Origin of the sequence: Methylobacterium sp. 174MFSha1.1 (assembly GCF_900116815.1) — a bacterium.
In the GTDB taxonomy this organism is placed as follows: Bacteria; Pseudomonadota; Alphaproteobacteria; order Rhizobiales; family Beijerinckiaceae; genus Methylobacterium.
On sequence record NZ_FPCB01000008.1, the window covers coordinates 16,649 to 40,633 of the forward strand.

Genomic DNA, 23,985 nt, shown 5'->3' on the forward strand with positions numbered 1-23,985 from the left:
AGTTATGGGGCAGAGTCGGTGCCGAAACCCCGCGCGCCGTGACCTCAGCGCAACAATCCGAAGCGCTGGTGAGATATGGATCAGGAAGATCCGGCAATCAGATTTGCTTGATATTCCCGGAATTGTTCGGAATATCGATTGATCGACCCGATGCGCACCCTCTGGGTCATCCCGGGGCCGCGCAGCGGAACCCGGGATCCATAACCGCCGAGGGTCGAGGATGAATCGGAACGCGAGCCGCTTCGTTCAGCGCCGTCAGCGGTTATGGATCCCGGGTTCTCGGCAAGCCTCGCCCCGGGATGACGTTAGGGTCGTTCGGCCCGGCGCCGGATTGGCCGACGCGACCGAGCGGCACTCTCTCAGGGATCGCCGAGGGCCGCGACCGCCTCCGCGCCGGTGAGCGGCGCGCTGTCCCACTGCGCCGGCCGGTCGATCGCGCCGCGCAGCATCGCCTTGTAGACGTGGCGCGGCACCTCCTCGGCGCCGAACTGGGCGAGGTGGCTGGTGACGAACTGGGCATCGAGCAGGGTGTAGCCGCCGCGCTTGAGCCGGGCGGCGAGGTGCACCAGCGCCACCTTCGAGGCGTCCCGGGCGGTGTGGAACATGCTCTCGCCGAAGAAGGCCGCGCCGAGGGAGACGCCGTAGAGCCCGCCGACCAGGACCCGGGGCTCGCCGGCATAGACCTCGACGGTGTGGCAATGGCCGATGTCGAACAATTCGCCGTAGAGGGCGCGGATGCGGGCGTTGATCCAGGTCCGGTCGCTGTCCCGCCGCGGCGCGGCGCAGCCCTCGATCACCGCGTCGAAGTCGCGGTCGGTCACCACCTCGAAGCCGCCGTTGCGCACCGTGCGGGCGAGGCGCTGGCCGAGATGAAAGCGGTCGAGGGGCAGGATTCCCCGCTCCTTGGGCTCGACCCAGTACAGGGTCGGGTCGTCCGCATCCTCCGCCATCGGGAAGATGCCGGCCGCATAGGCCTTGAGCAGGATCTCGGCGGTGATCTCGACGTTCAGGCTGCCGTGCATCGGCGGGGGGTTCCGGGCGCAGGGAGCGCGGGGAAGCCATTCTCCCCCATGGCCGAGCCCTGGCAAAGATAGGGCGCGCGGAGCCGGCAGACGAAAAATGACCCGCGGCTGGGGGCCGCGGGTCATGCGGGGCGCGGACCGCCCCGGCTCGACCGCGATCAGCGCAGGAGCGGGCCGCCCGTGGTGTTGCCGAGGTTCGGGTTCATGCGGCTCGGCATCTCGGCGTTGCCGCCGGTGGCCGAGTCGACGTCGGTCGGCAGGGTGTTCTTGCCGACGCCGCCGACGCGGGACGGACGATAGGGGTTCGCCACGGTGCCGGTGGTGAGCGGGTCGATCACCGGGGCGACCGGGTTCGGCAGCACCGGGCCCTGGTAGACGGGCGCCTGAGCCAGGGCGGGGGTGGCCAGGAGGGCGGCCACGGCGGCGAGCTTGATCACGCGCATCGTCAGTGTCTCCAAGATGTGAGAAGTGCCGTCACGGTCCAGACCGGGCCTGTCCGCTGCCTGACGCAGGGTTGGATCGGATCGTGGTGTCCGTTGTTGGCGGGAAAACTGACGAAACGTCACCGTGTTCCGCGGCGGCCGCAAAAATCTCGCGCGCCATCGATTGCTGCGATGCCGCATCCGGATCGGGGACCCGGACACGAAAAAGGGGCGCCTCCCGGCGCCCCTTCCCCCATGAGAGACCCTCGCTCGCGCGGCGCTCAGCCGATCTCGAGACCGCCGGTCTTGAGGAACTCCTCGAGCCAATGGATGTCGTAGGCGCCGTTCTGGATGTCGGCGTTGCGCACCAGGGTGCGGAACAGCGGCAGCGTCGTGTCGACGCCCGCGACGACGAACTCGTCGAGGGCCCGGCGCAGCCGCATCAGGCACTCGTTGCGGGTGCGGCCGTGGACGATGAGCTTGCCCATCAGCGAATCGTAGTGCGGCGGGATGCGGTAGCCCTGGAAGGCCGCCGAGTCGACCCGCACGCCGAGGCCCCCTGGCGGGTGGAAGTAGGTGATGGTGCCGGGCGAGGGCCGGAAGGTCGCCGGGTGCTCGGCGTTGATGCGGCACTCGATGGCGTGACCCTCGACCCGCACGTCCTCCTGTCGCACCGACAGGGGCGCGCCCGCCGCCACCCGGATCTGCTCGTTGACGAGGTCGATCCCGGTGATCATCTCGGTGACGGGGTGCTCCACCTGAATCCGGGTGTTCATCTCGATGAAGTAGAACTGCCCGTCCTCGTAGAGGAACTCGATCGTGCCGGCGCCGGTATAGCCGAGCTCCTGCATCGCCCGGGCGACCGTGCCGCCGATCTGCTCGCGCATCTCGGCGTTGAGCGCCGGGGAGGGGCCCTCCTCCCAGACCTTCTGGTGCCGGCGCTGGAGCGAGCAGTCGCGCTCGGCGAGGTGGATGGCGTTGCCGCGGCCGTCGCCGAGCACCTGCACCTCGATGTGGCGCGGCTTCTCGAGATACTTCTCGATGTAGACCGCGTCGTCGCCGAAGGCGGCCTTGGCCTCGGTGCGGGCGGTCATCAGGGCGTTCTCGAGGTCGGCCTCGCTGCGGGCGACCTTCATGCCGCGGCCGCCGCCGCCGGACGCCGCCTTGATCAGCACCGGGTAACCGATCTCGGCCGCGACGCGCTTGGCCTCGTCGGTATCGGTGACCCCGCCCTCGGAGCCCGGCACGCAGGGGATGCCGAGGCGCTTGGCGGTGCGCTTGGCCTCGATCTTGTCGCCCATCACCCGGATGTGCTCGGCCTTCGGGCCGATGAAGCCGATGCCGTGGTGGTTCAGCACCTCGGCGAAGCGGGCATTCTCGGACAGGAAGCCGTAGCCCGGATGCACCGCGTCGGCGCCGGTGATCTCGCAGGCGGCGATGATCGACGGGATGTTGAGGTAGCTGTCGCGGGCCGGCGGCGGGCCGATGCAGACGCTCTCGTCGGCGAGCCGCACGTGCATGGCGTCGGCGTCGGCGGTGGAATGCACCGCCACCGTCGCGATGCCGAGCTCCTTGGCGGCCCGCAGGATCCGGAGCGCGATCTCGCCCCGGTTCGCGATCAGGATCTTGTCGAACATGAGGGCCTTGAGTTTATTCGATCAGCAGGAGGGGCTCGCCGAACTCGACCGGCTGACCGTCCTCGATGAAGATCGCCGTCACGGTGCCGGCGCGCGGCGCCACGATGTCGTTGAAGGTCTTCATCGCCTCGACGAGCAGCACCCGGGCGCCACTCTCGACCCGCGAGCCGACCTCGACGAAGGTCTTCGCGTCCGGCGAGGGCTTGCGGTAGGCGGTGCCGACCATCGGCGAGAGCACCGCGCCCGGATGGGCGGCGAGCGCCTTCGGGTCGGTCTCGGCGGATGCGGCGGGCGCGGCGGTCGGGACCGCGGCGGCCGGCAGGGGCGGGGCGAGCGCGGCCGCCACCGGGACCTGCACCTGCTGCACCGCGCGCTCGCGGGCGACGCGGATGCGCAGGTCGCCCTTCTCGACCTCGATCTCGCTGAGATCGGTCTCGGCGATCAGGGTCGCGAGCTCGCGCACGAGCTCCGGGTCGAAGGGATCATGCTTGTTGTTGGAGGGCACGGCAGGTCTTCGGCAATCGTGATGGGGGCGGGGGTTGGCCCGCCGGGACCCGGTCCCGGACGACGCGGGGGCGTCGTTTTGTCCGGCGGGCGATCGGCGGGCCTCATAGACCATGCGGCAGGCGCGCGATAGGGGCGCCGGCCCGCACGGGCGGAGCGTCGAGCTCAGCAGGTGGCGTGGCCGCACTGGCGCACGCCGGCCACCGTCTTGCGGATCGGCTCGACGCCGACGGCGCCCGGGATGATCTCGTCGCCGATGATGAAGGCCGGGGTGCCCGACAGGCCGAGCTTGTCGCCGAGGCCCACATTCTCCTGCAAGGCCGCCTGGATGTCGGCGGCCTGCATGTCCTTCTGGAGCTTGGCGATGTCGAGGCCCATCTCCTTGGCCACCGCGATCGCCCGCTCGCCGTTCACCCGGCCGCGGCTCTCGAGCAGGCGGGTGTGGTAGTCGAACAGCTTGTCGCCCTTGAGCTGCTGCTTGGCCGCGAGCGCTACCTTGCTGGCCTCCAGCGAATCGGGGCCGAGCACGGGGAAGTCGCGCAGGACCACCTTCAGCTTGGGGTCGCCCTTGATCAGGGTCTGCAGGTCGGTGAGCGCGCGCTTGCAGTAGCCGCAATTGTAATCGAAGAACTCGACCACGGTGACGTCGCCGTTCGGGTTGCCGGCGACGAAGCCGTGCGGCGAGTTGTGCAGGATGTCGCGGGTTTCCTTTAGGGCGCTGGCCTGGGCGACCTTCTGGGCGTCCTGCTGGCGCTTCTCCAACTCGGCCATCGCCTCCTGCAGCACCTCCGGGTTCTTCAGCAGGTACTCGCGCACCACGGTCTCGATCGCCTGGCGCTGGACGTCGCTCATCGGGCCCGAGGTTGCGAGAGCTTGCGCCGCCGTACCGGGCGCCGCCGGCGTGGTCGTCGGTGCCTGCGCGCGGGTCGGGGCGGCGGTGGCGACGAGGCCCGCGAGCGCGAGGGCGGGCAGGAGGCGGGGCAGGGGCAGCATCGTCGTCCTCATCGGGGTCGTCCACGGTCGGTGGCGCACAATCCTGGCGCGCTCCTTGAGCCGCCGGTTAGGCGGTTTCGCGGCAGGCTTGTCAAATCACGCCTGCGCCGGCCGCGGGGCGCAATCTCCGGCAAATCCCGCTATGTGCGGGGGCGCACCCGCGCATCCGCTTCAAGAGCTCGTCATGTCCGATCCCGCCTCGCTCGTCTCCCGCCGCGCCGCCCGCGTCGCGCCCTTCCTGGCGATGGACGTGCTCGCCGCCGCGGCCCGGCGGGAGCGGCGGGGCGACAGCGTGGTGCACATGGAGGTCGGCCAGCCCTCGGCGCCGGCCCCCCGCTCGGCCATCGCGGCGGCGCAGGCCGCGCTGGCCTCGGGCCGCATCCCCTATACCGAGGCCCTCGGCATCGCGCCCTTGCGCGAGCGCATCGCCCGCCACTACGCCGAGGCCTACGGCGTCTCGGTCGCGCCCGAGCGGGTCGTCGTCACCACCGGCTCCTCGGCGGGCTTCGTCCTCGCTTTCCTGAGCCTGTTCGATGCCGGCGGGCGCGTCGCGATCTCGGCTCCCGGCTATCCGGCCTACCGCTCGGTGCTCCAGGCCGTCGATCTCGAGCCCGTCGGGCTGACCCTGCGGGCCGAGGACGGCTTCGTGCCGACGGCCGCCGCCCTGCGCGCCGCCCACGAGGCCGCGCCGCTCGAAGGCCTCCTGGTCATGAGCCCGGCGAACCCTTCCGGCACGATGATCGACGAAGCGGGTCTCGCAGCCCTGGCGCAGGCCTGCCGCGCCATGAACCTGCGCTTCATCTCGGACGAGATCTATCACGGCCTGACCTACGGCGTGCCGGCCGCCACCGCGCTCGCGGTCGATCCGGACGCGGTCGTGATCAACTCGTTCTCGAAATACTACTGCATGACCGGCTGGCGCATCGGCTGGATGGTGGTGCCCGAGGGCCTGGTGCGGCCGATCGAGCGCCTGGCGCAGAACCTCTACATCTCGGCGCCCTACCTGTCGCAGGTGGCGGCGCTCGCCGCCTTCGACGCCACCGAGGAGCTGGAGGCGGTGAAGGCCGACTACGCCCGGGCCCGCGCGCTCCTCCTCAACGAGCTGCCGGCCCTCGGCCTCGGCGACGTGCATCCGGCCGACGGCGCCTTCTACCTCTACGCCGACGTCGCCCGGCTCACCAACGACTCGATCGGCTTCTGCCGCCGCATGCTCGACGAGGCCGGCGTCGCGGCGACCCCGGGCCTCGATTTCGACCCGGACGCCGGCGCCCACCACCTGCGCCTGTCCTTCGCCGGCGGCGAGGCCGAGGCACACGAGGCGGTGCGGCGGCTGAAAGGCTGGCTGCGCTGACCGGAGGACACGCATGAGCGACCTGCACCCTGGGAACGACTTGCATCCCGCCGCCGCGGGCGGCTTCTCCGCTGGGGCGGAGACCTATGCGCGCGGCCGGCCCGACTACCCGGCGGCGCTCGCCACCTGGCTGCGCGACGGCTTGCGCCTCGGGCCCGGCCGGAGCGTCGCCGATCTCGGCGCCGGCACCGGCAAGTTCACCCGCCTGCTCGCCGCCACCGGCGCCGCCGTCACGGCGATCGAGCCCGTCGACGCCATGCGGGCGCGGCTCGCCGCCTCGCTCCCCGGCGTGACGGCCCTGGCCGGTTCCGCCGAGGCGATGCCGCTGGCGGCGGGAAGCCTCGACGCGCTCGTCTGCGCCCAGGCCTTCCACTGGTTCTCGACGCCGGCGGCGCTCGCCGAGATCCGCCGGGTGTTGAGAGTGGGTGGGCGCTTCGGCCTCGTCTGGAACGTCCGCGACGAGGCGACGCCCTGGGTGGCGGCGCTCACGGCGATCATGAACGCCCACGAGGGCGACGCGCCGCGCTTCCACACCGGTGCGTGGCGGAAGGTGTTTCCGGCCGAAGGGTTCGGGCCGCTGCACGAGGAGGCCTTCGCGCACGGCCATGAAGGCACCCCGGAGCAGGTGATCATCGACCGCACCCTGTCGGTGAGCTTCATCGCGGCGCTGCCGGAGGCCGAGCGGGCGGGGGTGGCGCAGGCCGTGCGCGACCTGATCGCCCGCACGCCGGAGCTCGCCGGGCGGGCCGCGGTGACGTTTCCGTACCGGACGCAGGTGTATTGGTGCGAGCGGGTGAGCTGAGGCCTGCAGAGACGGAATCGACACCCGCGAGGTCATCCCGGGGCCCGGCGCAGCCGGGAACCCGGGATCCATAACCGCTGACAACGCCGAATGAAGCGGGGTGCGTCCCGATCAGTTCTGAACCGTCAGCGGTTATGGATCCCGGGTTCCGCTGCGCGGCCCCGGGATGACGTGGGGCCAACAGGACAGGACTACGTCGACAGCAGTCGAGGCCGCCGCCGAGCCCTACTTCCCCGCCGGCGCCCCGACCCCGAAGTGGTCCGCCAGCTGCGCCCCCGTATAGGTCTCCGAGAAGCTGTCTCCCCGCTCCGGCAGCATGGTGGCATTCCAGGCATGCCACGCCGCCTGGAGCCGCGAAAACTCCTCCGGGCGCCGGGCCTTGAGGTTTCCCCGCTCCAGCGGGTCGGCGACGACGTCGAACAGGAAGGTCTGGTCGCGGATCTTGAGGTACTTGAGGTCGCCGTCGCGCATCGCGGCTTGCGCGTTGGCGCGGTAGCGCCAGTGGAAGGTGCGCGGGTGCTCCGGCGCCGCTCCGCTCAGGATCGGCAGGAGGTCGATCCCGTCCGACGGGTAGGCGGGGTCCGGCGCCGCGCCGGCGGCGGAGAGCAGCGTCGGCAGCCAGTCCATGGTGATCATCGGCTGGTCCGAGACCGCCCCCGCCTTGAGCCGCCGCGGCCACGACACGATCGCCGGGATGCGCAGGCCGCCCTCCAGCAATTCGGTCTTGCGGCCGGTGAAGGGCCAGGTGTCGGAGAAGCGCTCGCCGCCATTGTCGCTGGTGAACACCACGATCGTGTCCTCGGCGACCCCGTTCGCCTCCAGCGCGTCAAGGACGCGGCCGATCTGGGTATCCATCTCGGCGACGATGCGCCGGTAGGTGGCTTGAGTGCCGCCGTCGAAGTGGCGCAGGTTGCTGCCGGCGATCCGGCGCGACTCCGCCTCGTCGTCGGGCGTCTCCCACGGCCAGTGCGGCGCGTTGAAGTGCAGGCTGAGGAAGAACGGGCGCCCGGCCTTCGCCGATGCCGCGATCGTCTCGACCGCGCGCCTGCCGAGGAGGTGGGTGGCGTAGCCGACCTCCTCGATCCGCACGTCGCCGTCCCACAGGTCCGGCTTGTCGTCGGTGCCGCGGTGGCTGAAATAATCGATGGTGCCGCCGCGAAAGCCCCAGAACGCGTCGTAGCCGCGCTGCAACGGCCCGTAATCCTGCACGCTGCCGAGATGCCACTTGCCGACCAGCGCCGTGCGGTAGCCGGCCTGGCGCAGCAGCCCCGGCAGGGTCGGGTGGTCGGCCGGCAGGCCGCCGGCGAAGCGGGTCGTCACCGGCTCCTCCAGCCCGACCGGCAGCCGGTACTGGTAACGCCCGGTGATCAGCGCCGTGCGGGTGGCCGAGCACACCGCCGAGTTGGCGTAACCTTGCGTGAAGCGCACGCCCCGCGCGGCGATCCGGTCGATATGCGGGGTGGCGAGGTCGGGCCGGCCGTAACAGGCGACATCGGCATAGCCGAGGTCGTCGGCCATGATGAAGACGATGTTCGGGCGGTCCGCCGCCCGGGCCGCCCGCGGCCCGGCGAACGCCGCCGCTCCGGCGGCCGCGCTCCCCAGCACGCGCCTGCGCGTGATGCCCGCCATGCCGCTCCTCCCCTGTATGAGCGCGATGCTACGGGGCGGGGGACCGGCGGGCAACCGGGTGCGATCAGCCGGCGGCCGCCCGCTCCAGCGCCGCGGCATCGATCCGGATCATCTCCTGCATCGCGGAAAAGACGCGGGCGGCGACGGCCGGGTCCGGGTCGGCGAGGAGCCGCGGCAGGATCTCGGGAAAAATCTGCCAGGGCACCCCCCAGCGGTCGCGCAGCCAGCCGCACTGGATCTCGCTGCCGCCCCCGGCGATCAGGGCGTCCCAGATCCGGTCGACCTCGGCCTGATCGCGGCAGGCGACCGCGATCGAGGCGGCGGTGCCGTACTCGGCCTTCATGCCGCCGTTCAGCGCCTGGAAGCTCTGCCCGCCGAGGGTGAAGCTCACCAGGATCGCGTCGCCGGGCGCGCCGCCGGGCCAGGGCCCGGGTGCGCGGACGATCGGCCCGATCTGCGAATCCGGGACGAGGGACACGTAGGTGCGCACGGCCTCCTCGCCGTCGCGCTCGAACCACAGGCAGGTGGCGACCTTGGCCATGATGTGTCCTCCGTCGTGTCAGAGTCGGGCGGCGAGGTCGGCGAGCTGGTCGGCGCAGCGGCCCCAGCCGTCGTGGAACCCCATCGCCTCGTGGGCGGCGCGGTCCTCCGCGGTCCAATGCCGGGCGAGCGCCGTGTAGCGGGTGGCGTCCCCTTCCGGCGCGAAGGTGATGACGCCGGTGAAGAAGGGTTTTGCCGCCGGTTCCCAGGCGCGCGTATAGGCGTCGGTGAAGACGATGCGGGCGTTCTCGACCAGTTCGAGATAGACGCCGTTGCTGGCGAACTCGGTCCCGTCCGGGCCGCGCATGACGATGCGGGTGGAACCACCGGGGCGGAGCTCGGTCTCGGCCTCCGCGACCGTGTAGGGTTTGGGGGCGAACCACTGCTTGATCAGTGCCGGCTCGGTCCAGGCCCGGTAGAGCGCGGCCGGCGGGGCGGGGATGAGGCGGGTGAGGACGAGGTCGCGTCCGCTCTGATCGGTCATCGGGTGGGGCTCCGCGCGAGAAGGGGAGGGGGACCGGCCTGCCCGGTCCCGGCGTCACGGTCAGCGCTTCTGCTGGTTCATCGCCCAGACGACGCCGAAGGGGTCGCGCAGCTGGCCGTAGCGGTCGCCCCAGAACATCTCGGCCGGCGGCATCACGGCGGTGGCCCCGGCCTCGACGGCGTGGGCGTAGCGGGCGTCGATGTCCTCGACCATCAGCGTCAGGGTGAAGGCCTGGGGGCCTACGAGCGCGCAGCCGTGCTCGGGGAAGGCGTCGCTCAGCATCAGCGACGAGCCGTTGACGTGGAGGTGCACGTGCGGCGTCCGGCCCTGCGGGTCGGCCGGCATCGCCGCGACGATCTCGGCGCCGAAGGCGCGGGCGTAGAACTCCGCCGCCTTCAGGGCGCCGTCGAGCATCAGGTAGGTGACGAGGCCGCCCTTCACGGGGGCGATGGCCGGGGTGTCGTTGCTCATGTGGTCCTCTCCTCGGTCCGGTTCTCTCGGGATGGGCCGGTTTTCCCGCGGCCTCGCTTCAAGGACGGGCATTCCCCGCCCGTTCCGACAGGCGCTCTCAGATTTTTTCGGGCTGGTCCTGCGTCAGCCGGTCGAGCTGGCGGCGGATATGCGTGGCCTCGGCCGGGGTGCCGGCGAGCGCGATCGCCCGGCCCATCGCCTCCCGGGCGTCGGCAGCCCGGCCGAGCTGCATCAGCAGGGCGCCGCGCAGGCCGTGGAAGTGGAAGTAGCCGTCGAGCGGCCCGGCCAGGGGCTCGACGAGGGCCAGCCCGGCCGCCGGACCGCCGACCTTGGCGGTCGCGACCGCCCGGTTGAGCGTCACGACCGGCGAGGGCTGCATCCGCTCCAGCGCGGCGTAGAGCGCGTCGATTCCCGCCCAGTCGGTGTCGGCGGGCCGGCCGGCGCGGGCGTGCAACGCGGCGATCGCGGCCTGGACCTGGTAGGGGCCGGGGGAGCGGTGGCGCATCGCCTTGTCGACGAGGGCCAGCCCCTCGGCGATCATGGGCTTGCGCCAGAGCCCGCGATCCTGGTCCTCCAGGAGGACGATCTCGCCGTCGGGATCGAAGCGCGCCGGGGAGCGGGCGTGCTGGAGCAGCATCAGGGCGAGGAGCCCCATCACCTCCGGATCGGTGGAGAACAGCCGCAGGAGCAGGCGGGCGAGGCGGATCGCCTCGTCGCACAGGGCGGCCCGCTCCGAGCCGGTCGCCGCCGAGTAGCCGGCATTGAAGACGAGGTAGAGCATCGCCGCGACGGCGGAGAGCCGCCCCGCCCGCTCGGCCGGGCCCGGTGCCCCGTAGGGGACCGGGCTGCGAGCGATGCGGGCCTTGGCGCGGGTGAGGCGCTGCTCCATCGCCGCCTCCGAGACCAGGAAGGCGCGGGCGATGCGCGCGAGCGGCAGCCCCGAGACGATGCGCAAAGCCAGGGCGACCTGCTGCGTCGCCGGCAGCTCCGGATGGCAGCAGATGAACAGGAGTCGCAGGATGTCGTCCCGGTAAGCCTGCGCGTCGATCGCCTCGGCGAGCGGCGTCTCGGCATCCTCCAAGTCGGACACGGCATGCTCCGAGAGCGCGCCGTCCTCGGGCAGGGGCGCCTCGCGGGCGACGCGGCGGCGGCCGTCGAGGGCGGCGTTGCGCCCGACCAGGATCAGCCAGGCCGCCACGTCCCGCGGCGGGCCGGTGCGGGGCCAGATGCGCAGGGCCCGCAGGCTCGCCTCCTGAAAGGCCTCCTCGGCGGTGTCGAGGTCGCGGAACACCCGCAGCAGGGCGGCGACTACCCGCGGCCTCGCCGCCGCGAGGGCGCAGGCCAGCCAGGCCGCATCGGGCGAGGCCTCGCTCACCGGGTGCCCGCCGCGGCGGTCGGGCGCGGGTCCGGATTGTAGAGCAGGACCGGGCGCAGCTCGTAGGCGCCGCCCGGATTGGCGCCCGCGAGGTCGCGGGCGACCGCCAGCGCCTCGTCGAGGCCGGCGACGTCGACGACGTAGAAGCCGAGCAGCTGCTCCTTGGTCTCGGCGAAGGGTCCGTCGATCACCAGCGGCGGCTCGCTCGCCTTGCGCAGGGTGGTGGCGGCGGTGGTCGGCAGGAGCCGCAGCGAGGGCCCGAGCTGGCCCCGCCGCTCCAGCCGCTCGTGCACCTGCCCGAGCCGCTCCATCACGGCCTCGTCCTCCGCCGCGCTCCAGGCGGCGACGACGTCCTCGTCCTTGTAGCACAGGATGGCGTAGAGCATGGTCGATCCTCCCTCGAGCCCAGGACGCGCGGCGCGGCGCGAATCCGACGAGGATCGCCGAAAAACCTCACATGGGCGACCACCTCACGTGGGCGGCCACCTCACACGGGCGACCGCCTCACATGGGCGACCATAGGGGCGACGTCTCCGTCAGGGCCGCGCCATCCCGTCCGCCGCGGCCACCATCGCCTTGGCGGCGGCCTCGAAGGCCTGGAAGGCGGGGATCGCCCGGTCCCAGGCACCCTGACCCAGCGCGTCGGCCAGGGCGGCGGCGTGGCGATGCGCCTCGGCGCCGGCCGCGATGAGCCGGGCGGCGGCGGGGTCGGCGGCATCCACCCCGAGATCCGCCGCGGCGTCGCGGAAGGGCGGCAAAGCCGCACCGACGGGCCCAAGCCCGACCAGGGCCGCGGCGAGGCGGCGCTTCCACACGCCCATGTCGGCCGGCAGGCGCACCAGCGCGTAGGCCGGCAAGCCGCGGGCGGCCCCGGCCGCGAGCGCGTCCTGCGCCGCCGTCTCGGCCCGCACCAGGACCGCCATCAGCCCGTCGATCTCGGTGCGGGTCTTCTGCGCCTTGCCGGCGACCTGCTGCACGCCCGCCGAGATCTCGGCGGTGGCGGCCTCCTGCTGGCCCAGGACCTCGGCGAGCGCCCGGATCCCTTCCGCCGAGCGGGCCACGGCCTGGCCCTCCTGCGCCACCCGGGCCTCGACCCGGCCGACCGCGGCGGTGCCGCTCGCCACGGCGTGGCGGCTCTCGGCCACGGCGGCCTGGATGGCGGCCAGCTCCTGGAGCAGCACCGCCAGACGGCCGCGGATCTGCTCGGTGGCCCGCGCGGTCTGGCCGGAGAGCTGCTTGACCTCCGCCGCGACGACCGCGAAGCCGCGGCCCGCCTCGCCGGCCCGCGCCGCCTCGATCGTGGCGTTCAGCGCGAGCAGGTTGGTCTGGCTCGAGATCGCCTCGATCGTGCCCGCCATCTCCTGGATCTGGAGCGCCGCGCCCTCGAAGCCGGTCAGGCGCTGCTCGATCTGCCCGGCATGGGTCTCGATCGCCGCCATGGTGCGGCTCGCCTCGCGCATGTCGGCGGCGCAGGCCGCGATGCCGCCGCTCGCCTGCTCGGCGACGTCGGCGCTGGATTGCGAGCGGCCGGCGAGCTCCCGGGTCGAGGCCGCGACCTGCTCGACCGCCGCCGCCATGGCGCGGGTCTGCCCGGCGATCTCGCTGGCGTCGTGGGTCATCCAGCCGAGCACCGTGGCCGCCTCGGAGGCCTCCGCGGCGACGCGGGCCGTGCTGCCGAGATCGGAGGCCGCCGCCCCGCGCATCTGGCGAACGAGGCGGGCGAGCGCACTCGCCAGCCGGCCGGTCCCCAGCTCGGTGCCGGCGCCGGCCCTGTCGACCAGGCCGGAAAGCCGTTCCTCGACCATCTCGGGTGTCTCGACGGGCGCGGGCGCGGGGGCTGGGCTGAAGCGGAACATGGTGACGACTCGCGAGGCAACACGATGATTTCGTGCGAGTCCCGTATCGGTTCGGTTAACAGCACGCCGGCACTTCGCATTTAGCGCGCTATTTGACCCAGCGTCATTGTACACGATCTGACGCAAGGACCCGCCGCGGCGATTCACAGCGCACTCTTACTATGCTCGTCGGTCCAGGCGCCGGATTGAGCGTGCCGGACAACGGCCGGCGGCCGAAACGGAGCGGGCCGCGCCCCTGTTCGGAGCACGGCCCGCCGTGAATCGCCATGGTGTGGGCGGGACGGGCCGGATGCCCGTCCCGCGACCGGTCACTCGCCGCCGATCGCCGCCTTGGTGCGGGACCACCAGCCGGCCCGCTTCGGACGGTCCGGATCGGGCGGGGTCAGCACGACCGCCACCGGCTCCGGCTCGGGCTCCGGCGCGGGGGCAGGAGCCGCCTCGGGGGCCGGCGGGGCGTCCGCCGCCCGGGCGGGCTCGAAGCCGCCGGTCGGGGCCTCGATCGCCTCGGCGGTCAGGGCCTCGCGCTCCACTGCGGGGAGATCCGGTGCGGCGACCGGGCTGCCGACCGCCTCGGGTGCTGGCCCGGCGATCTCGTCGAGGGCGACGATCTCCTCGGCGAGGGCATCCTGCACCAGGCTGCCGCCGGTCTCGCCCGGCTCGGCCCCGGCCACGACCTCGTCGCCGATCGTGCCGACGCTCTCCTCGAAGCGGTCGCGCCCGCGGCCGCCGCGGCGTCCGCGCCGGCGGCGCCGGCTCAGGGCCTCCTCGCGGCTCTCGCGCTCGGGCGCCGCGCCGTCCTCGGTGATCGGGATCGACACCGCTCCGGATGCTTGCCCGGATCCCTGCCCAGACCCTTGCTCGACGCCCGCCTCGGAGGCCTGGACAGCCTCGCCGGCGGCCTCGTCAGCCTCGTCATGGCCCTCGGCCTCGTCGGCACCGCGCTCGCCCCGGCCCCCGCGCCGGCGGCGCCGGCGGCGGCGGCGCTTGCCCGCGCCCTCGTCGTCGCCGGGCGCGCCCTCGGCGGACTCCGCCTCGCCTTCGCCTTCGGCATCCGCCTCGGCGTCGCCCTCGGTCTCGCCCTCGGCCTCCTCGACGATCTCCTCCTCGTCCTCGTCATCCTCCTCCAGCTCGGGCGGCAGCACCGCCTCGGCCCGGATGCTGGTGACGGGGCGCGGCTCGGGTCGCTGGGCGATGTCGCCGCGCTCGAGGTGGAAGGCCGAGGTGGCGGGCAGCCGCTCGTCGGCCGCGATGATGATCGCGACGCCGAACCGCGCCTCGAGCTCGGAGAGGTGGGCGCGCTTCTGGTTGAGGATGTAGAGCGCCACCTCGGTCCGGGTGCGCAGGATCAGGTTGTGGCTGCTCGACTTGATCAGCGCTTCCTCGATCGCCCGCAGGATCAGCAGGGCCACCGAGGCGGTCGCCCGCACGAAGCCCGAGCCGCCGCAATGCGGGCAGGGCACCGAGGAGGATTCGAGCACGCCGGTGCGGATGCGCTGGCGCGACATCTCGAGCAGGCCGAAGGGCGAGATCCGGCCGACCTGGATGCGGGCGCGGTCGTTCTTCAGGCACTCGTTCAGCTTCTTCTCGACGGCGCGGTTGTTCCGCTTCTCCTCCATGTCGATGAAGTCGATGACGATGAGGCCGGCGAGGTCGCGCAGGCGCAGCTGGCGCGCCACCTCCTCGGCGGCCTCCAGGTTCGTCTTGTACGCGGTGTCCTCGATGTCGTGCTCGCGGGTCGCCCGCCCGGAGTTCACGTCGATCGAGACCAGCGCCTCGGTCGGGTTGATGACGAGGTAGCCGCCCGAGCGCAGCGAGACGTGGTTGGAGAACATCGCGTCGAGCTGCTGCTCGATCCCGAAGCGGGCGAAGACCGGCGTCGGGTCGCGGTAGGGCTTCACTACCTTCGACTGCGTCGGCATCAGCATCCGCATGAAGTCCTTGGCCTCGCGGTAGGCGTCCTCGCCCGCGACCAGAACCTCGTCGATGTCCTTGTTGTAGAGGTCGCGGATGGCGCGCTTGATCAACGAGCCCTCCTCGTAGACGAGCGCCGGCGCGGCGGAGGACAGGGTGAGCTCGCGCACGCTCTCCCACAGCCGCATCAGGTACTCGAAGTCGCGCTTGATCTCCGGCTTGGTGCGCGAGGCACCGGCCGTGCGCAGGATGACGCCCATCCCCTCGGGCACTTCGAGGTCGGTGGCGATCTCCTTCAGGCGCTTGCGGTCGGCCGCGCTGGTGATCTTGCGCGAGATGCCGCCGCCCCGCCCGGTATTGGGCATCAGCACCGAGTAGCGGCCCGCCAGCGACAGGTAGGTGGTGAGCGCCGCGCCCTTGGTGCCGCGCTCCTCCTTGACGACCTGGACCAGGATGACCTGCCGGCGCTTGATCACCTCCTGGATCTTGTAGTGCCGGCGCGGGGTGCGGGGGCGTTCGGGGATCTCGGCCAGCGCGTCGCCGCGGCCGCCGACCTGCTCGACGACCGGCTCCTCGTGATCCTCGTCGTCTTCCTCGTCTTCCCCGTCGTCCTCGTCCTCGTCCTCATCGTCGGACTCGTCGGCGTCGTCGTCCGAGTCCTCGTCCGAATCGTCGTCCTCGTCGGACTCGTCCTCATCCTCGGCGGCCTCCGCCTCCGCGGCATCGACCGGCTGCGAGGCGGCGACGGGCTGGGGCAGGATGCCCTCGTCGGACGCCGCGGGTGCGGGCTCGGCGGCCTGGGACGCGGGCGCCTCGTCGGCGGCGACCGCGACGGGCGCGGGCTCCGCCGAGACGGCCGCGGCGATCGCCGCCGGAGGCTCGGGCGCGAGGTCGGCCACGCTGCCGCTCACATTGTCCTGGGCCGGGGCGGCCTCGCGAGCCGGCGTCGCGTCGGCCTGCCCGTGAGCCTCGGCGGCCGGGGCGTCCTGCGGGGACGCCGCCTCGGCCGAAATCTCCTCAGCCGGGTGCTCCTGAGCCGGCTGCTCGTGGACCGGGGTTTCCTGGGCGGGAACGTCCCCGGCCGGCGCCTCGGCGCGGTCCTGCGACTCGCCCGCCGAGGCGGTCTCCTGCGCCGGATGCTCGCCGGTCCCGGGCTCGAAGCCCTCCGGCCGCGGGGCCTCTCCACCAGAGGCCTCCTGCGCGGGGGCCTCCTGCGCGAACGTCTCCTCCCCGACCATCGCCTGGGGATGCGCGTCCTGCCAGCCGGTCGACTCGGTCCCGGAATCCTGGGTGCCGGAATCCTGGGTGCCGGAATCCTGGGTGCCGGATTCATGGATGCCGGATTCCTGGCCGGTCTCCTGCGCCACCCCGGCGGGAGCGGTCACCACGGCGTCGGCCGGGCGCGACGAGGCCTCGGCCCGGCGGCCGCGGCGGCGCCGGCGGCGCGGCTGGTCGCTGCGCTCCCCGCGCTCCGGACGCTCGCTGCGCTCCTGGCGCTCGGGGCGCTCCTCGTGCTCGCGCTCGGCCCGCGCCTCCTCCTCGAGGAGCGCCATCCGGTCGGCGATCGGGATCTGGTAATAGTCGGGATGGATCTCGCTGAAGGCGAGGAAGCCGTGGCGGTTGCCCCCGTACTCGACGAAGGCGGCCTGCAGCGACGGCTCGACCCGCGTGACCTTGGCGAGGTAGATGTTGCCGCGCAGCTGGCGGCGACTAGCCGATTCGAAGTCGAATTCCTCGACCTTCGAACCCTTGACCGTCACCACCCGGGTCTCTTCCGGGTGGGCGGCATCGATGAGCATCTTGTTGGCCATGACGAACTTTCGGCATGGCGATCAACGGCAGCGCCGCTGGACGGGGGCATCCGGGAGCGGACCCCGAGGCTGTGAGCCCCGGGGATCCTGGCCGTGCGCGGGAGGACGAGCCTCCGTAGTCCGGTGCCGCCCCGGGCGCGGAATCCTGCGCCGGGAGGGCTGTCCCGTGCCGGGCCCGGTCGGGCGCGGCGGATGATGTCGTGCGGGGGGTGCCGTCAATCGCCGCTGCGCGCATCCACGCGCGCGAGGGGTTGACGAGGGCCGGGGGCAGGGGGCGCGGACGGGCGCGACGCCGGACGCGTGCGCCGGGGACGGCAGCTTCGAGACCGAAGGCTGTGCGTCCACGCATACTCCCACCGACCTTTCGAATCGAGGCGCCGGGACGCGAAGGTCCGGCCGCCGGTAAAAACGGGCGACGACGTTCACGAACGCCGTCGCGGATCAGCGACACCTGCCCGGCTCGCGAGATCGTCGGACGATCCGCCGGCGGCCGGCCAGCGCCGAAGCCGCTCCGGGAGCGCCCGGGCGAGCCCGAGGTCCGCGGCGAAAAGCCGGCGGCAACGGGCAGGGGTCACCATCATTACAGAGTGTCCGCCGGAATTTGCAAGCATCATCACCGGGTCGCAGGCGGGCGACCCCGCCATCCCCTGTGTACCCGCGCGGCCACAGCGCGGCGCCGGCGATCCGAACGCCTTTGCGATGCGTTAACCATGGCGCGGTTATCGCGTAACCGGGATGCCGCCTGAGGTCGCCGCGAGACCATGCCGACACGCGCACGTCCGATCCGCCTTCTCGTCCGCGCCGCTCTTCTGGCCGCGGGCCTCGTCCTGCCGGCAACTGCGGGCGCCACCCCGTCGGTGCCGGGCGCCGCCGCGGACCGCCCCGCGGCGGAGCGGCCGGCGGTGGCCATCGCCGCCGAGACGGCCGCCTCGCCGGAGGGCGGCACCCGCCTGACGGTCGTGCTGTCGCGCCCCGTCGAGGCGCGGGCCTTCGTGATGGAGCGGCCGGACCGGGCGATCGTCGACCTGCCCGAGGTCAATTTCCAGCTGCCCCCCGAGGCGGGGCGCAAGCGCGACGGCCTCGTCGCCTCCTACCGCTACGGCCTGTTCGCCCCCGGGCGCTCGCGCATCGTCATCGACCTCGCCCAGGCCGCGACCGTGGCGCGGGTCGCCACGACCACGCGCCCGCGGGACGGGGCGACCCTGCTCACCATCGATCTCACCCGCAGCGACCGCGACGCCTTCCGCCGCGCCGCGCAAGCCCCCGAGCCCGCCCGCGCGGCGGAGGCGCCCGCCCGCGACGGTGTCGATCCCCGCCCCCTCGTCATCGTCGATGCCGGCCATGGCGGGATCGATCCCGGCGCCATCGCGGGCCCCGGCGTCTACGAGAAGGACATCGTGTTCGGGGTCGCGCAGGGGCTGGTCCAGCGCCTGGAGGCCGGCGGCCGGATCCGGGTCCAGATGACCCGCGACCGCGACGTGTTCGTGCCGCTCAACGAGCGGGTGCGCATCGCCCGCGACGCCCGCGCCGACCTGTTCGTGTCGATCCACGCCGATTCGATCTCGGCCGCGCCGCAGGTGCGCGGCGCCACCATCTATACCGGCTCGGAGAAGGCGACCGACGCCGAATCGGCCCGTCTCGCCGACCGCGAGAACAAGGCCGACGCGACGGCCGGCGCCGACCAGGGCGACGGCCCGGCCGACGTCGCCGACATCCTCCAGGAACTCACCCTGCGCGAGACTCGCGGCTTCTCGGCCCGCTTCGCCAAGGGCCTGCTGACGCGTCTCTCCGGCGTGATGGAGATGAGCGTGAAGCCCCACCGCGAGGCGGGGTTCCGGGTGCTGCGCTCGCCCGACGTGCCCTCGGTGCTGGTCGAGCTCGGCTACCTGTCGAGCAAGCGCGACCTCGATCTCCTGCTCTCCGACGAGTGGCGCGCCAACGTCACCGGCCAGATGGCGGGGGCGATCGAGGCTTTCTTCGCCGGCCGCCTGCCGGCCGCCGTGACCGCCCGCGGGGCGGACGTTCCCCGGATCGGGCGCGCCGCCCAGATCGGACCCGCCCCAGTTTCACCATAGATCCCGTGTCGATAGGGCCTCGTCGGCCCCTCGCTGTCCTGGCTTTCGCACGCCTCTTCCGCTAAGCGCGGGAACGGCGTCCCGCGTCGCCATGGCTGTCGCGTTTCCGTGAGGAGCCGTGCCCGGGCGTTGCCTCGGGCTTGAGTTTCGGGCCCTGTTGGGCCGCGCGGCATCATCGACGGATCGGGTTTCGATGCGCTTCATCCTCCGCTTCTTCGGCTTCCTGTTCAGCATCGCGGCGATGGCGGTCGTCGTCGGTGCCGCGGCGGGTGGCTACTTCTTCTGGAAGTACTCGCGCGACCTGCCCGACCACGCGGCGCTCGCCAATTACGAGCCGCCGGTGATGACCCGCGTCCACGCCGCGGACGGCAGCCTGCTCGCCGAGTACGCCCGCGAGCGCCGGCTCTACCTGCCGATCCAGGCGATGCCGAAGATCGTCATCGCGGCCTTCCTGTCGGCCGAGGACAAGAACTTCTACAAGCACGGCGGCATCGACCCCGAGGGCATCGTCCGGGCGATCCTGACCAACGCCTCGAGCGGCAAGAAGCAGGGCGCCTCGACCATCACCCAGCAGGTCGCCAAGAACTTCCTGCTCTCCTCCGAGCAGACCCTCGACCGCAAGGTCCGCGAGGCGCTGATCGCCCTGCGCATCGAATCGACCTACTCGAAGGACAAGATCCTCGAGCTCTACCTCAACGAGATCTTCCTCGGCACGATCGTGCCGGGCCGCAACCTGCACGGCATCGCGGCCGCCGCCCTCGACTATTTCGGCAAGTCGGTCCACGAGCTGACGATCCACGAGGCGGCCTACCTCGCGGCGCTGCCGAAGGGCCCGAACAACTATCACCCCTATCGCCGCACCCAGCAGGCGCTCGCGCGCCGCAACGAGATCATCGGCCTGATGGCCCAGAACGGGTACATCACGAAGGAGGAGGCCGAATCGGAGCGCAAGCTCCCGCTCGGCGTCAACCCGCGCAGCGTCTCGCCGAACACCGCCAACGCGAACTACTTCGCCGAGGAGGTCCGCCGCGAGATCTCCGAGCGCTACGGCGAGAAGAAGCTCTACGAGGGCGGCCTGTCGGTGCGCACCACCCTCGACCCGAAGATGCAGGCGATGGCCCGCCGCGCCCTCGTCGACGGCCTCGTCCGCTACGACCAGGCCCGCGGCTGGCGCGGGCCGAAGAGCCGTGTCGAGCTCGCCGGCCGCGACTGGGGCATGGCGGTGGCCGAGGTGCCGGCGCTCGGCGACGTGCAGCCCTGGCGCCTGGCGGTGGTGCTCGACACCTCGGGCGGCCGCGCCACGATCGGCCTGCAGCCGAAGCGCGAGAGCTCGGGCCAGGTCTCGAAGGACCGCGAGACCGGGATCATCGGCGCGGAGGGCGTCCGCTGGACCGGCCGCAGCGTCGCGGCGGCGCTCAATTCCGGCGACGTGGTCTATGTCGAGCGCATGGAGGGGGCCGGCAACGCCTACCGCCTGCGCCAGATCCCGGAGGTCTCCGGCGCCATCGTCGCCATGGATCCGTATACCGGCCGCGTCCACGCGATGGTCGGCGGCTTCTCCTACGACGAGAGCGAGTTCAACCGCGCCACCCAGGCGATGCGGCAGCCCGGCTCGTCGTTCAAGCCGATCGTCTACTCGGCGGCGCTCGACAACGGCTACACTCCGTCCTCGATGGTGCTCGACACCCCGATCACCATCGAGGCGGGCCCCGGCCAGGAGGCCTGGACCCCGACGAACTACGGCGGCAAGGCCGGCGGCGGCCCCCACACCCTGCGCTACGGCATCGAGCACTCGAAGAACCTGATGACGGTGCGGCTCGCCAAGGATGTCGGCATGCCGCTGATCGCCGAGTATGCCCGCCGCTTCGGCGTCTACGACGACATGCTGCCCGTCCTGCCGATGTCGCTCGGGGCCGGCGAGACCACCGTCATGCGGATGGTCACCGCCTACTCGATGCTCGACAACGGCGGCCGGCGCATCCGCCCGACCCTGATCGACCGGATCCAGGACCGCAACGGCGAGACCATCTACCGCCACGACACCCGCAAGTGCATCGGCTGCGACGCCGAGAAGTGGTCGGGCCAGGACGAGCCGAAGCTGGTCGACGATTCCGAGCAGGTCCTCGACCCGCTCACCGCCTACCAGATCGTCTCGATCATGGAGGGCGTGGTCCAGCGCGGCACCGCCACCATCCTGAAGGAGATCGGCAAGCCGCTCGCCGGCAAGACCGGCACCACCAACGACTCGAAGGACGCCTGGTTCGTCGGCTTCTCGCCCGACCTCGCGGTGGGCATCTATATCGGCTACGACAAGCCCCGCTCGCTCGGCGACAGCGCCACCGGCGGCGGGCTCGCCGCCCCGATCGCCCGCGACTTCCTGAAGGCCGCCCTGAAGGACAAGCCGCCGACGCCGTTCCGCGTGCCCCCGGGCATCAAGCTGATCCGCGTCAACGCCGCCTCCGGCACCCGCGCCGGCGGCTCGGAGGGCGGGCTGCTCGAGGCGTTCAAGCCCGGCACCGCCCCGCCCGACAGCTACTCGGCCCCGGCGAGCTCCCAGCCGGCCGCCCCGGCCGCGGTGCCGGCGGATGCCGACCGGGCGGCGCAGGCCGGCGGGCTGTACTGACGGACTCGAAACGGCGAGGCGGCGCGCACCGGCGCGCCGCCCGTCCCATTCGGACACGCATGCCGGCGTGAGGGCCATCGTGCGGCGATCGGCACGGGAGCCCCGCCGCGAGACGGACGACCTCCCGCGATGCTGAATCTTGGCAAAAGCCTCCCGACCCAGAAGCTCGTGACGACCCGGTGGGCCTTCGCGACCGTAGACGGTCACCCGCTCTCGGCGAACGTCTACTTCGCCCCCGACGGCGCGATCACCGGCGACAGCCCGCTCGGCGGCGACCGCTGGTCGATCGAGGCCGAGGAGTTCCGCCTCTCCTCGGCCAAGGGACAGGAATCCTGGCGCGCCGACCACCTCTACGTCCGCGACGGCAGCCTGCACGTCGCGCTCCGCGGGGTCGAGGATCCGGGCCGGGAGGCACTGCTCTACGAGTGCACGCCCGACGGGCATCTCGGCTTCGGCGGCCAGGCCGGGCTGCCGGCGGGCGAGTTCCTGTTTCCCCGCGACCTCCAGGTCACGCCGACCGGCCTCACGCGGGTGCTCCTCGTCGGCTCGTGCCTGACCGAGCTCTACCACCGCACCTATGCCCAGGCGATTCCCGAGGTCGCCTTCGACTACGTGCTGTTCAACAGCGCCAGCGACCTGCCGGCGAACCCGCCCCATCCGGTCGGGTCGTACGACTTCCAGTACCTGCAGATCCCGCTGCGCACGGTGCTGACCGACCGCATTATCACCGGCGGGCGCATCTTCGATCCGGCCTTCCTCGATGAGACCTATCGGGACGGCTGCGTGATGATCGACGCGATGCTGGAGGCCGGGCTCGCCTATAACCGGGCGCACGGGCTCCTGACCTTCGTGGCGACCTTCGTCGTGCCGCAGCTCGACATCGCGGCGAGCCTCGACCGCCGCTCGGCCGACGGCGACCTCGCCTACCTGATCCGGCGGCTGAACCACTACATCGCGCAGGCCATCAAGCCGTACCAGAACGTCTTCCTGTGCGACGTCGACGCCGTCGCAGCGAGCCTCGGCAAGCGCTACTTCCTCGATGACATCACCGGCTTCTACGCCCACGGCTCCAACGTCCAGCAGGACGGGGTCGACCTGGTGCCCGCGGCCCGGATCGAGCCGGTGCCGCTCATCAACACCTTCTACGAGTCGCGCCAGCGCGAATTCCTGCTCGCGGTCTACGAGCAGGCGGTGGCGACCTACCGCACGGTCCGGCAGATCGACCAGGTCAAGGCGGTGATCTTCGACCTCGACAACACGCTCTGGCGCGGCCTGATCGCCGAGGACTTCCACCCCGACCGCTTCCCCTGGCCGCGCGGCGGCTGGCAGAACGGGATCTGGGAGGCGATCCAGCACCTGCGCGCCCGCGGCATCCTGGTCGCAATCTGCTCCAAGAACGACCACCACATCGTCGAGGCGCACTGGGACAACGTCGTCGACCCGCCGTTCCTGAAGCTGTCCGATTTCGCGCTGACCCGGATCAACTGGCAGCCGAAGGCCGAGAACGTCGCCGAGATCTGCCGCGCCTTCAACCTGACGCCGAAGAGCGTCGTGTTCGTCGACGACAACCCGGTCGAGCGGGAGGCGGTGCGCCACGCCCTGCCGGAGATCCGCACCATCGGCTCGAATCCCTACCTCACCCGGCGCATCCTGCTCTGGGCGCCCGAGCTGCAGCTGCCCCGGCTCTCGGCCGAGGCCGCCTTGCGCGAGACCTCGATCCGCAACCAGGTCGCCCGCGAGGAGACCCGGGCGAAGCTCAGCCGCGAGGAATTCCTCGCCGGCCTCGGCTGCGCGGTCGCCTTCACCCGCGTCACCGAGCCCGACCAGCCGGAATTCCCCCGGGTGCTGGAGCTCACCAACAAGACCAACCAGTTCAATACGACGGGCCGGCGCTGGACCCATCCCGAGATCCTGGCCTTCCTGGCCGAGGGCGGCGAGATCCACGCCTTCACGGTCAAGGACAAGTTTTCGGAATACGGCCTCGTCGGCATCCTCTACGCCAAGGCCGGCGAGGGCGGTGCCGAGGTGGTGCAGTTCGTGATGAGCTGCCGGGTGCTCGGCATGGAGGTCGAGAAGGCGGCGCTCGCCTATCTCTGCGCCCGGCTCCGCGAGACCCGGCCGGCCGCCGCCATCACCGGCCGCCTGATCGAGACGTCGGCGAACGGGCCCTGCCGCGAGGTGTTCGCGCGCGCCGGCTTCGCCCGGATGGAGGAGAGCGACGGCCCCGCCTTCCGGCTCGCGCCGGACCAGGACGTCGTCGCGCCCGCCCACGTCGCGGTGACGCCGGAGATCGGGTTGAAGCGGGCGGCGAACGATGCCTCGGGCCCGGCCGCACCCCCGGCCCGCGCCGGGGGCCTGGGATGGACCAAGCGGCTGTTCGGGCTGGGGCGGCGGTGAGGTTTTCTATCGGGTAAGAGCTTGGGACATTCCGCTTCGAACTCCCCCCCTTTCCCGGACGAGTGCAGCGTCAGCGAGAGGA

18 protein-coding genes are annotated in these 23,985 nt (G+C 72.2%); 5 read left to right on the plus strand and 13 right to left on the minus strand.

What is annotated here, in order from left to right; translation table 11 throughout:
• Positions 1 to 359: 359 nt before the first annotated feature.
• The 5 genes from aat to BM430_RS06565 all read right to left on the minus strand — a co-directional run bounded on the left by aat (position 360) and on the right by BM430_RS06565 (position 4,578).
• Positions 360 to 1,022: a leucyl/phenylalanyl-tRNA--protein transferase gene (gene aat, locus BM430_RS06545; RefSeq protein ID WP_093566449.1), complete on the minus strand. Its 663-nt coding sequence runs from the start codon at positions 1,020 to 1,022 to the stop codon at positions 360 to 362.
• Between the two features lie 158 nt (positions 1,023 to 1,180).
• Positions 1,181 to 1,465, minus strand: coding sequence for a hypothetical protein (locus BM430_RS06550; protein WP_093566450.1), 285 nt, complete (start codon positions 1,463 to 1,465; stop codon positions 1,181 to 1,183).
• Between the two features lie 260 nt (positions 1,466 to 1,725).
• Complete coding sequence (gene accC, locus BM430_RS06555; RefSeq protein ID WP_093566451.1) at positions 1,726 to 3,081, minus strand: acetyl-CoA carboxylase biotin carboxylase subunit; 1,356 nt, start codon at positions 3,079 to 3,081, stop codon at positions 1,726 to 1,728.
• A gap of 13 nt (positions 3,082 to 3,094) precedes the next feature.
• Positions 3,095 to 3,586, minus strand: coding sequence for an acetyl-CoA carboxylase biotin carboxyl carrier protein (accB, locus tag BM430_RS06560; protein WP_244539352.1), 492 nt, complete (start codon positions 3,584 to 3,586; stop codon positions 3,095 to 3,097).
• A 164-nt stretch (positions 3,587 to 3,750) separates the two neighbouring features.
• Positions 3,751 to 4,578: a DsbA family protein gene (locus tag BM430_RS06565; protein ID WP_093566452.1), complete on the minus strand. Its 828-nt coding sequence runs from the start codon at positions 4,576 to 4,578 to the stop codon at positions 3,751 to 3,753.
• A 184-nt stretch (positions 4,579 to 4,762) separates the two neighbouring features.
• Between BM430_RS06565 and BM430_RS06570 the strand changes: the two genes are divergently transcribed.
• Positions 4,763 to 5,929 (plus strand): aminotransferase class I/II-fold pyridoxal phosphate-dependent enzyme, encoded by a 1,167-nt coding sequence (locus tag BM430_RS06570; protein WP_177302959.1) that lies wholly within the window; start codon positions 4,763 to 4,765, stop codon positions 5,927 to 5,929.
• Positions 5,930 to 5,942: 13 nt separating this feature from the next.
• Positions 5,943 to 6,731 (plus strand): class I SAM-dependent methyltransferase, encoded by a 789-nt coding sequence (locus BM430_RS06575; RefSeq protein ID WP_093566454.1) that lies wholly within the window; start codon positions 5,943 to 5,945, stop codon positions 6,729 to 6,731.
• 225 nt (positions 6,732 to 6,956) lie between these two features.
• On the opposite strand, the gene BM430_RS06580 is transcribed toward BM430_RS06575, so the two are convergent.
• The 8 genes from BM430_RS06580 to BM430_RS06615 form a co-directional block, all read right to left on the minus strand.
• Positions 6,957 to 8,360 carry a sulfatase family protein gene (locus tag BM430_RS06580; protein ID WP_093566455.1) on the minus strand — a complete coding sequence of 468 codons (1,404 nt, stop codon included), beginning with the start codon at positions 8,358 to 8,360 and terminating at the stop codon, positions 6,957 to 6,959.
• A gap of 64 nt (positions 8,361 to 8,424) precedes the next feature.
• On the minus strand, positions 8,425 to 8,901 hold the full coding sequence (locus BM430_RS06585; protein WP_093566456.1) for a VOC family protein: 477 nt from the start codon (positions 8,899 to 8,901) through the stop codon (positions 8,425 to 8,427).
• A gap of 18 nt (positions 8,902 to 8,919) precedes the next feature.
• Entirely contained in the window at positions 8,920 to 9,384 is a 465-nt protein-coding gene (locus BM430_RS06590) for an SRPBCC family protein (RefSeq protein WP_093566457.1), read from the minus strand.
• A gap of 60 nt (positions 9,385 to 9,444) precedes the next feature.
• Positions 9,445 to 9,855 carry a VOC family protein gene (locus BM430_RS06595; RefSeq protein ID WP_093566458.1) on the minus strand — a complete coding sequence of 137 codons (411 nt, stop codon included), beginning with the start codon at positions 9,853 to 9,855 and terminating at the stop codon, positions 9,445 to 9,447.
• A 97-nt stretch (positions 9,856 to 9,952) separates the two neighbouring features.
• Positions 9,953 to 11,230, minus strand: a complete 1,278-nt coding sequence (locus BM430_RS06600; RefSeq protein ID WP_093566459.1) for an RNA polymerase sigma factor — start codon at positions 11,228 to 11,230, stop codon at positions 9,953 to 9,955.
• Positions 11,227 to 11,616: a YciI family protein gene (locus tag BM430_RS06605; protein WP_093566460.1), complete on the minus strand. Its 390-nt coding sequence runs from the start codon at positions 11,614 to 11,616 to the stop codon at positions 11,227 to 11,229. Before BM430_RS06605 ends, BM430_RS06600 begins: the two co-directional genes overlap by 4 nt.
• A gap of 150 nt (positions 11,617 to 11,766) precedes the next feature.
• Positions 11,767 to 13,086: a methyl-accepting chemotaxis protein gene (locus tag BM430_RS06610; protein ID WP_093566461.1), complete on the minus strand. Its 1,320-nt coding sequence runs from the start codon at positions 13,084 to 13,086 to the stop codon at positions 11,767 to 11,769.
• Positions 13,087 to 13,394: 308 nt separating this feature from the next.
• Positions 13,395 to 16,808 carry an Rne/Rng family ribonuclease gene (locus BM430_RS06615; RefSeq protein WP_093566462.1) on the minus strand — a complete coding sequence of 1,138 codons (3,414 nt, stop codon included), beginning with the start codon at positions 16,806 to 16,808 and terminating at the stop codon, positions 13,395 to 13,397.
• A gap of 761 nt (positions 16,809 to 17,569) precedes the next feature.
• On the opposite strand from BM430_RS06615, the gene BM430_RS06620 reads away from it, so the two are divergent.
• The 3 genes from BM430_RS06620 to BM430_RS06630 all read left to right on the plus strand — a co-directional run bounded on the left by BM430_RS06620 (position 17,570) and on the right by BM430_RS06630 (position 23,903).
• Complete coding sequence (locus BM430_RS06620; RefSeq protein WP_093566463.1) at positions 17,570 to 18,883, plus strand: N-acetylmuramoyl-L-alanine amidase; 1,314 nt, start codon at positions 17,570 to 17,572, stop codon at positions 18,881 to 18,883.
• A gap of 193 nt (positions 18,884 to 19,076) precedes the next feature.
• A complete protein-coding gene (locus BM430_RS06625) occupies positions 19,077 to 21,506 on the plus strand; it encodes a penicillin-binding protein 1A (RefSeq protein ID WP_093566464.1) in 2,430 nt (809 codons plus the stop codon).
• Positions 21,507 to 21,635: 129 nt separating this feature from the next.
• The gene (locus tag BM430_RS06630; protein WP_093566465.1) at positions 21,636 to 23,903 is read left to right on the plus strand and encodes an HAD-IIIC family phosphatase; all 2,268 of its coding nucleotides are present in this window, start codon (positions 21,636 to 21,638) and stop codon (positions 23,901 to 23,903) included.
• Positions 23,904 to 23,985 lie beyond the last annotated feature (82 nt).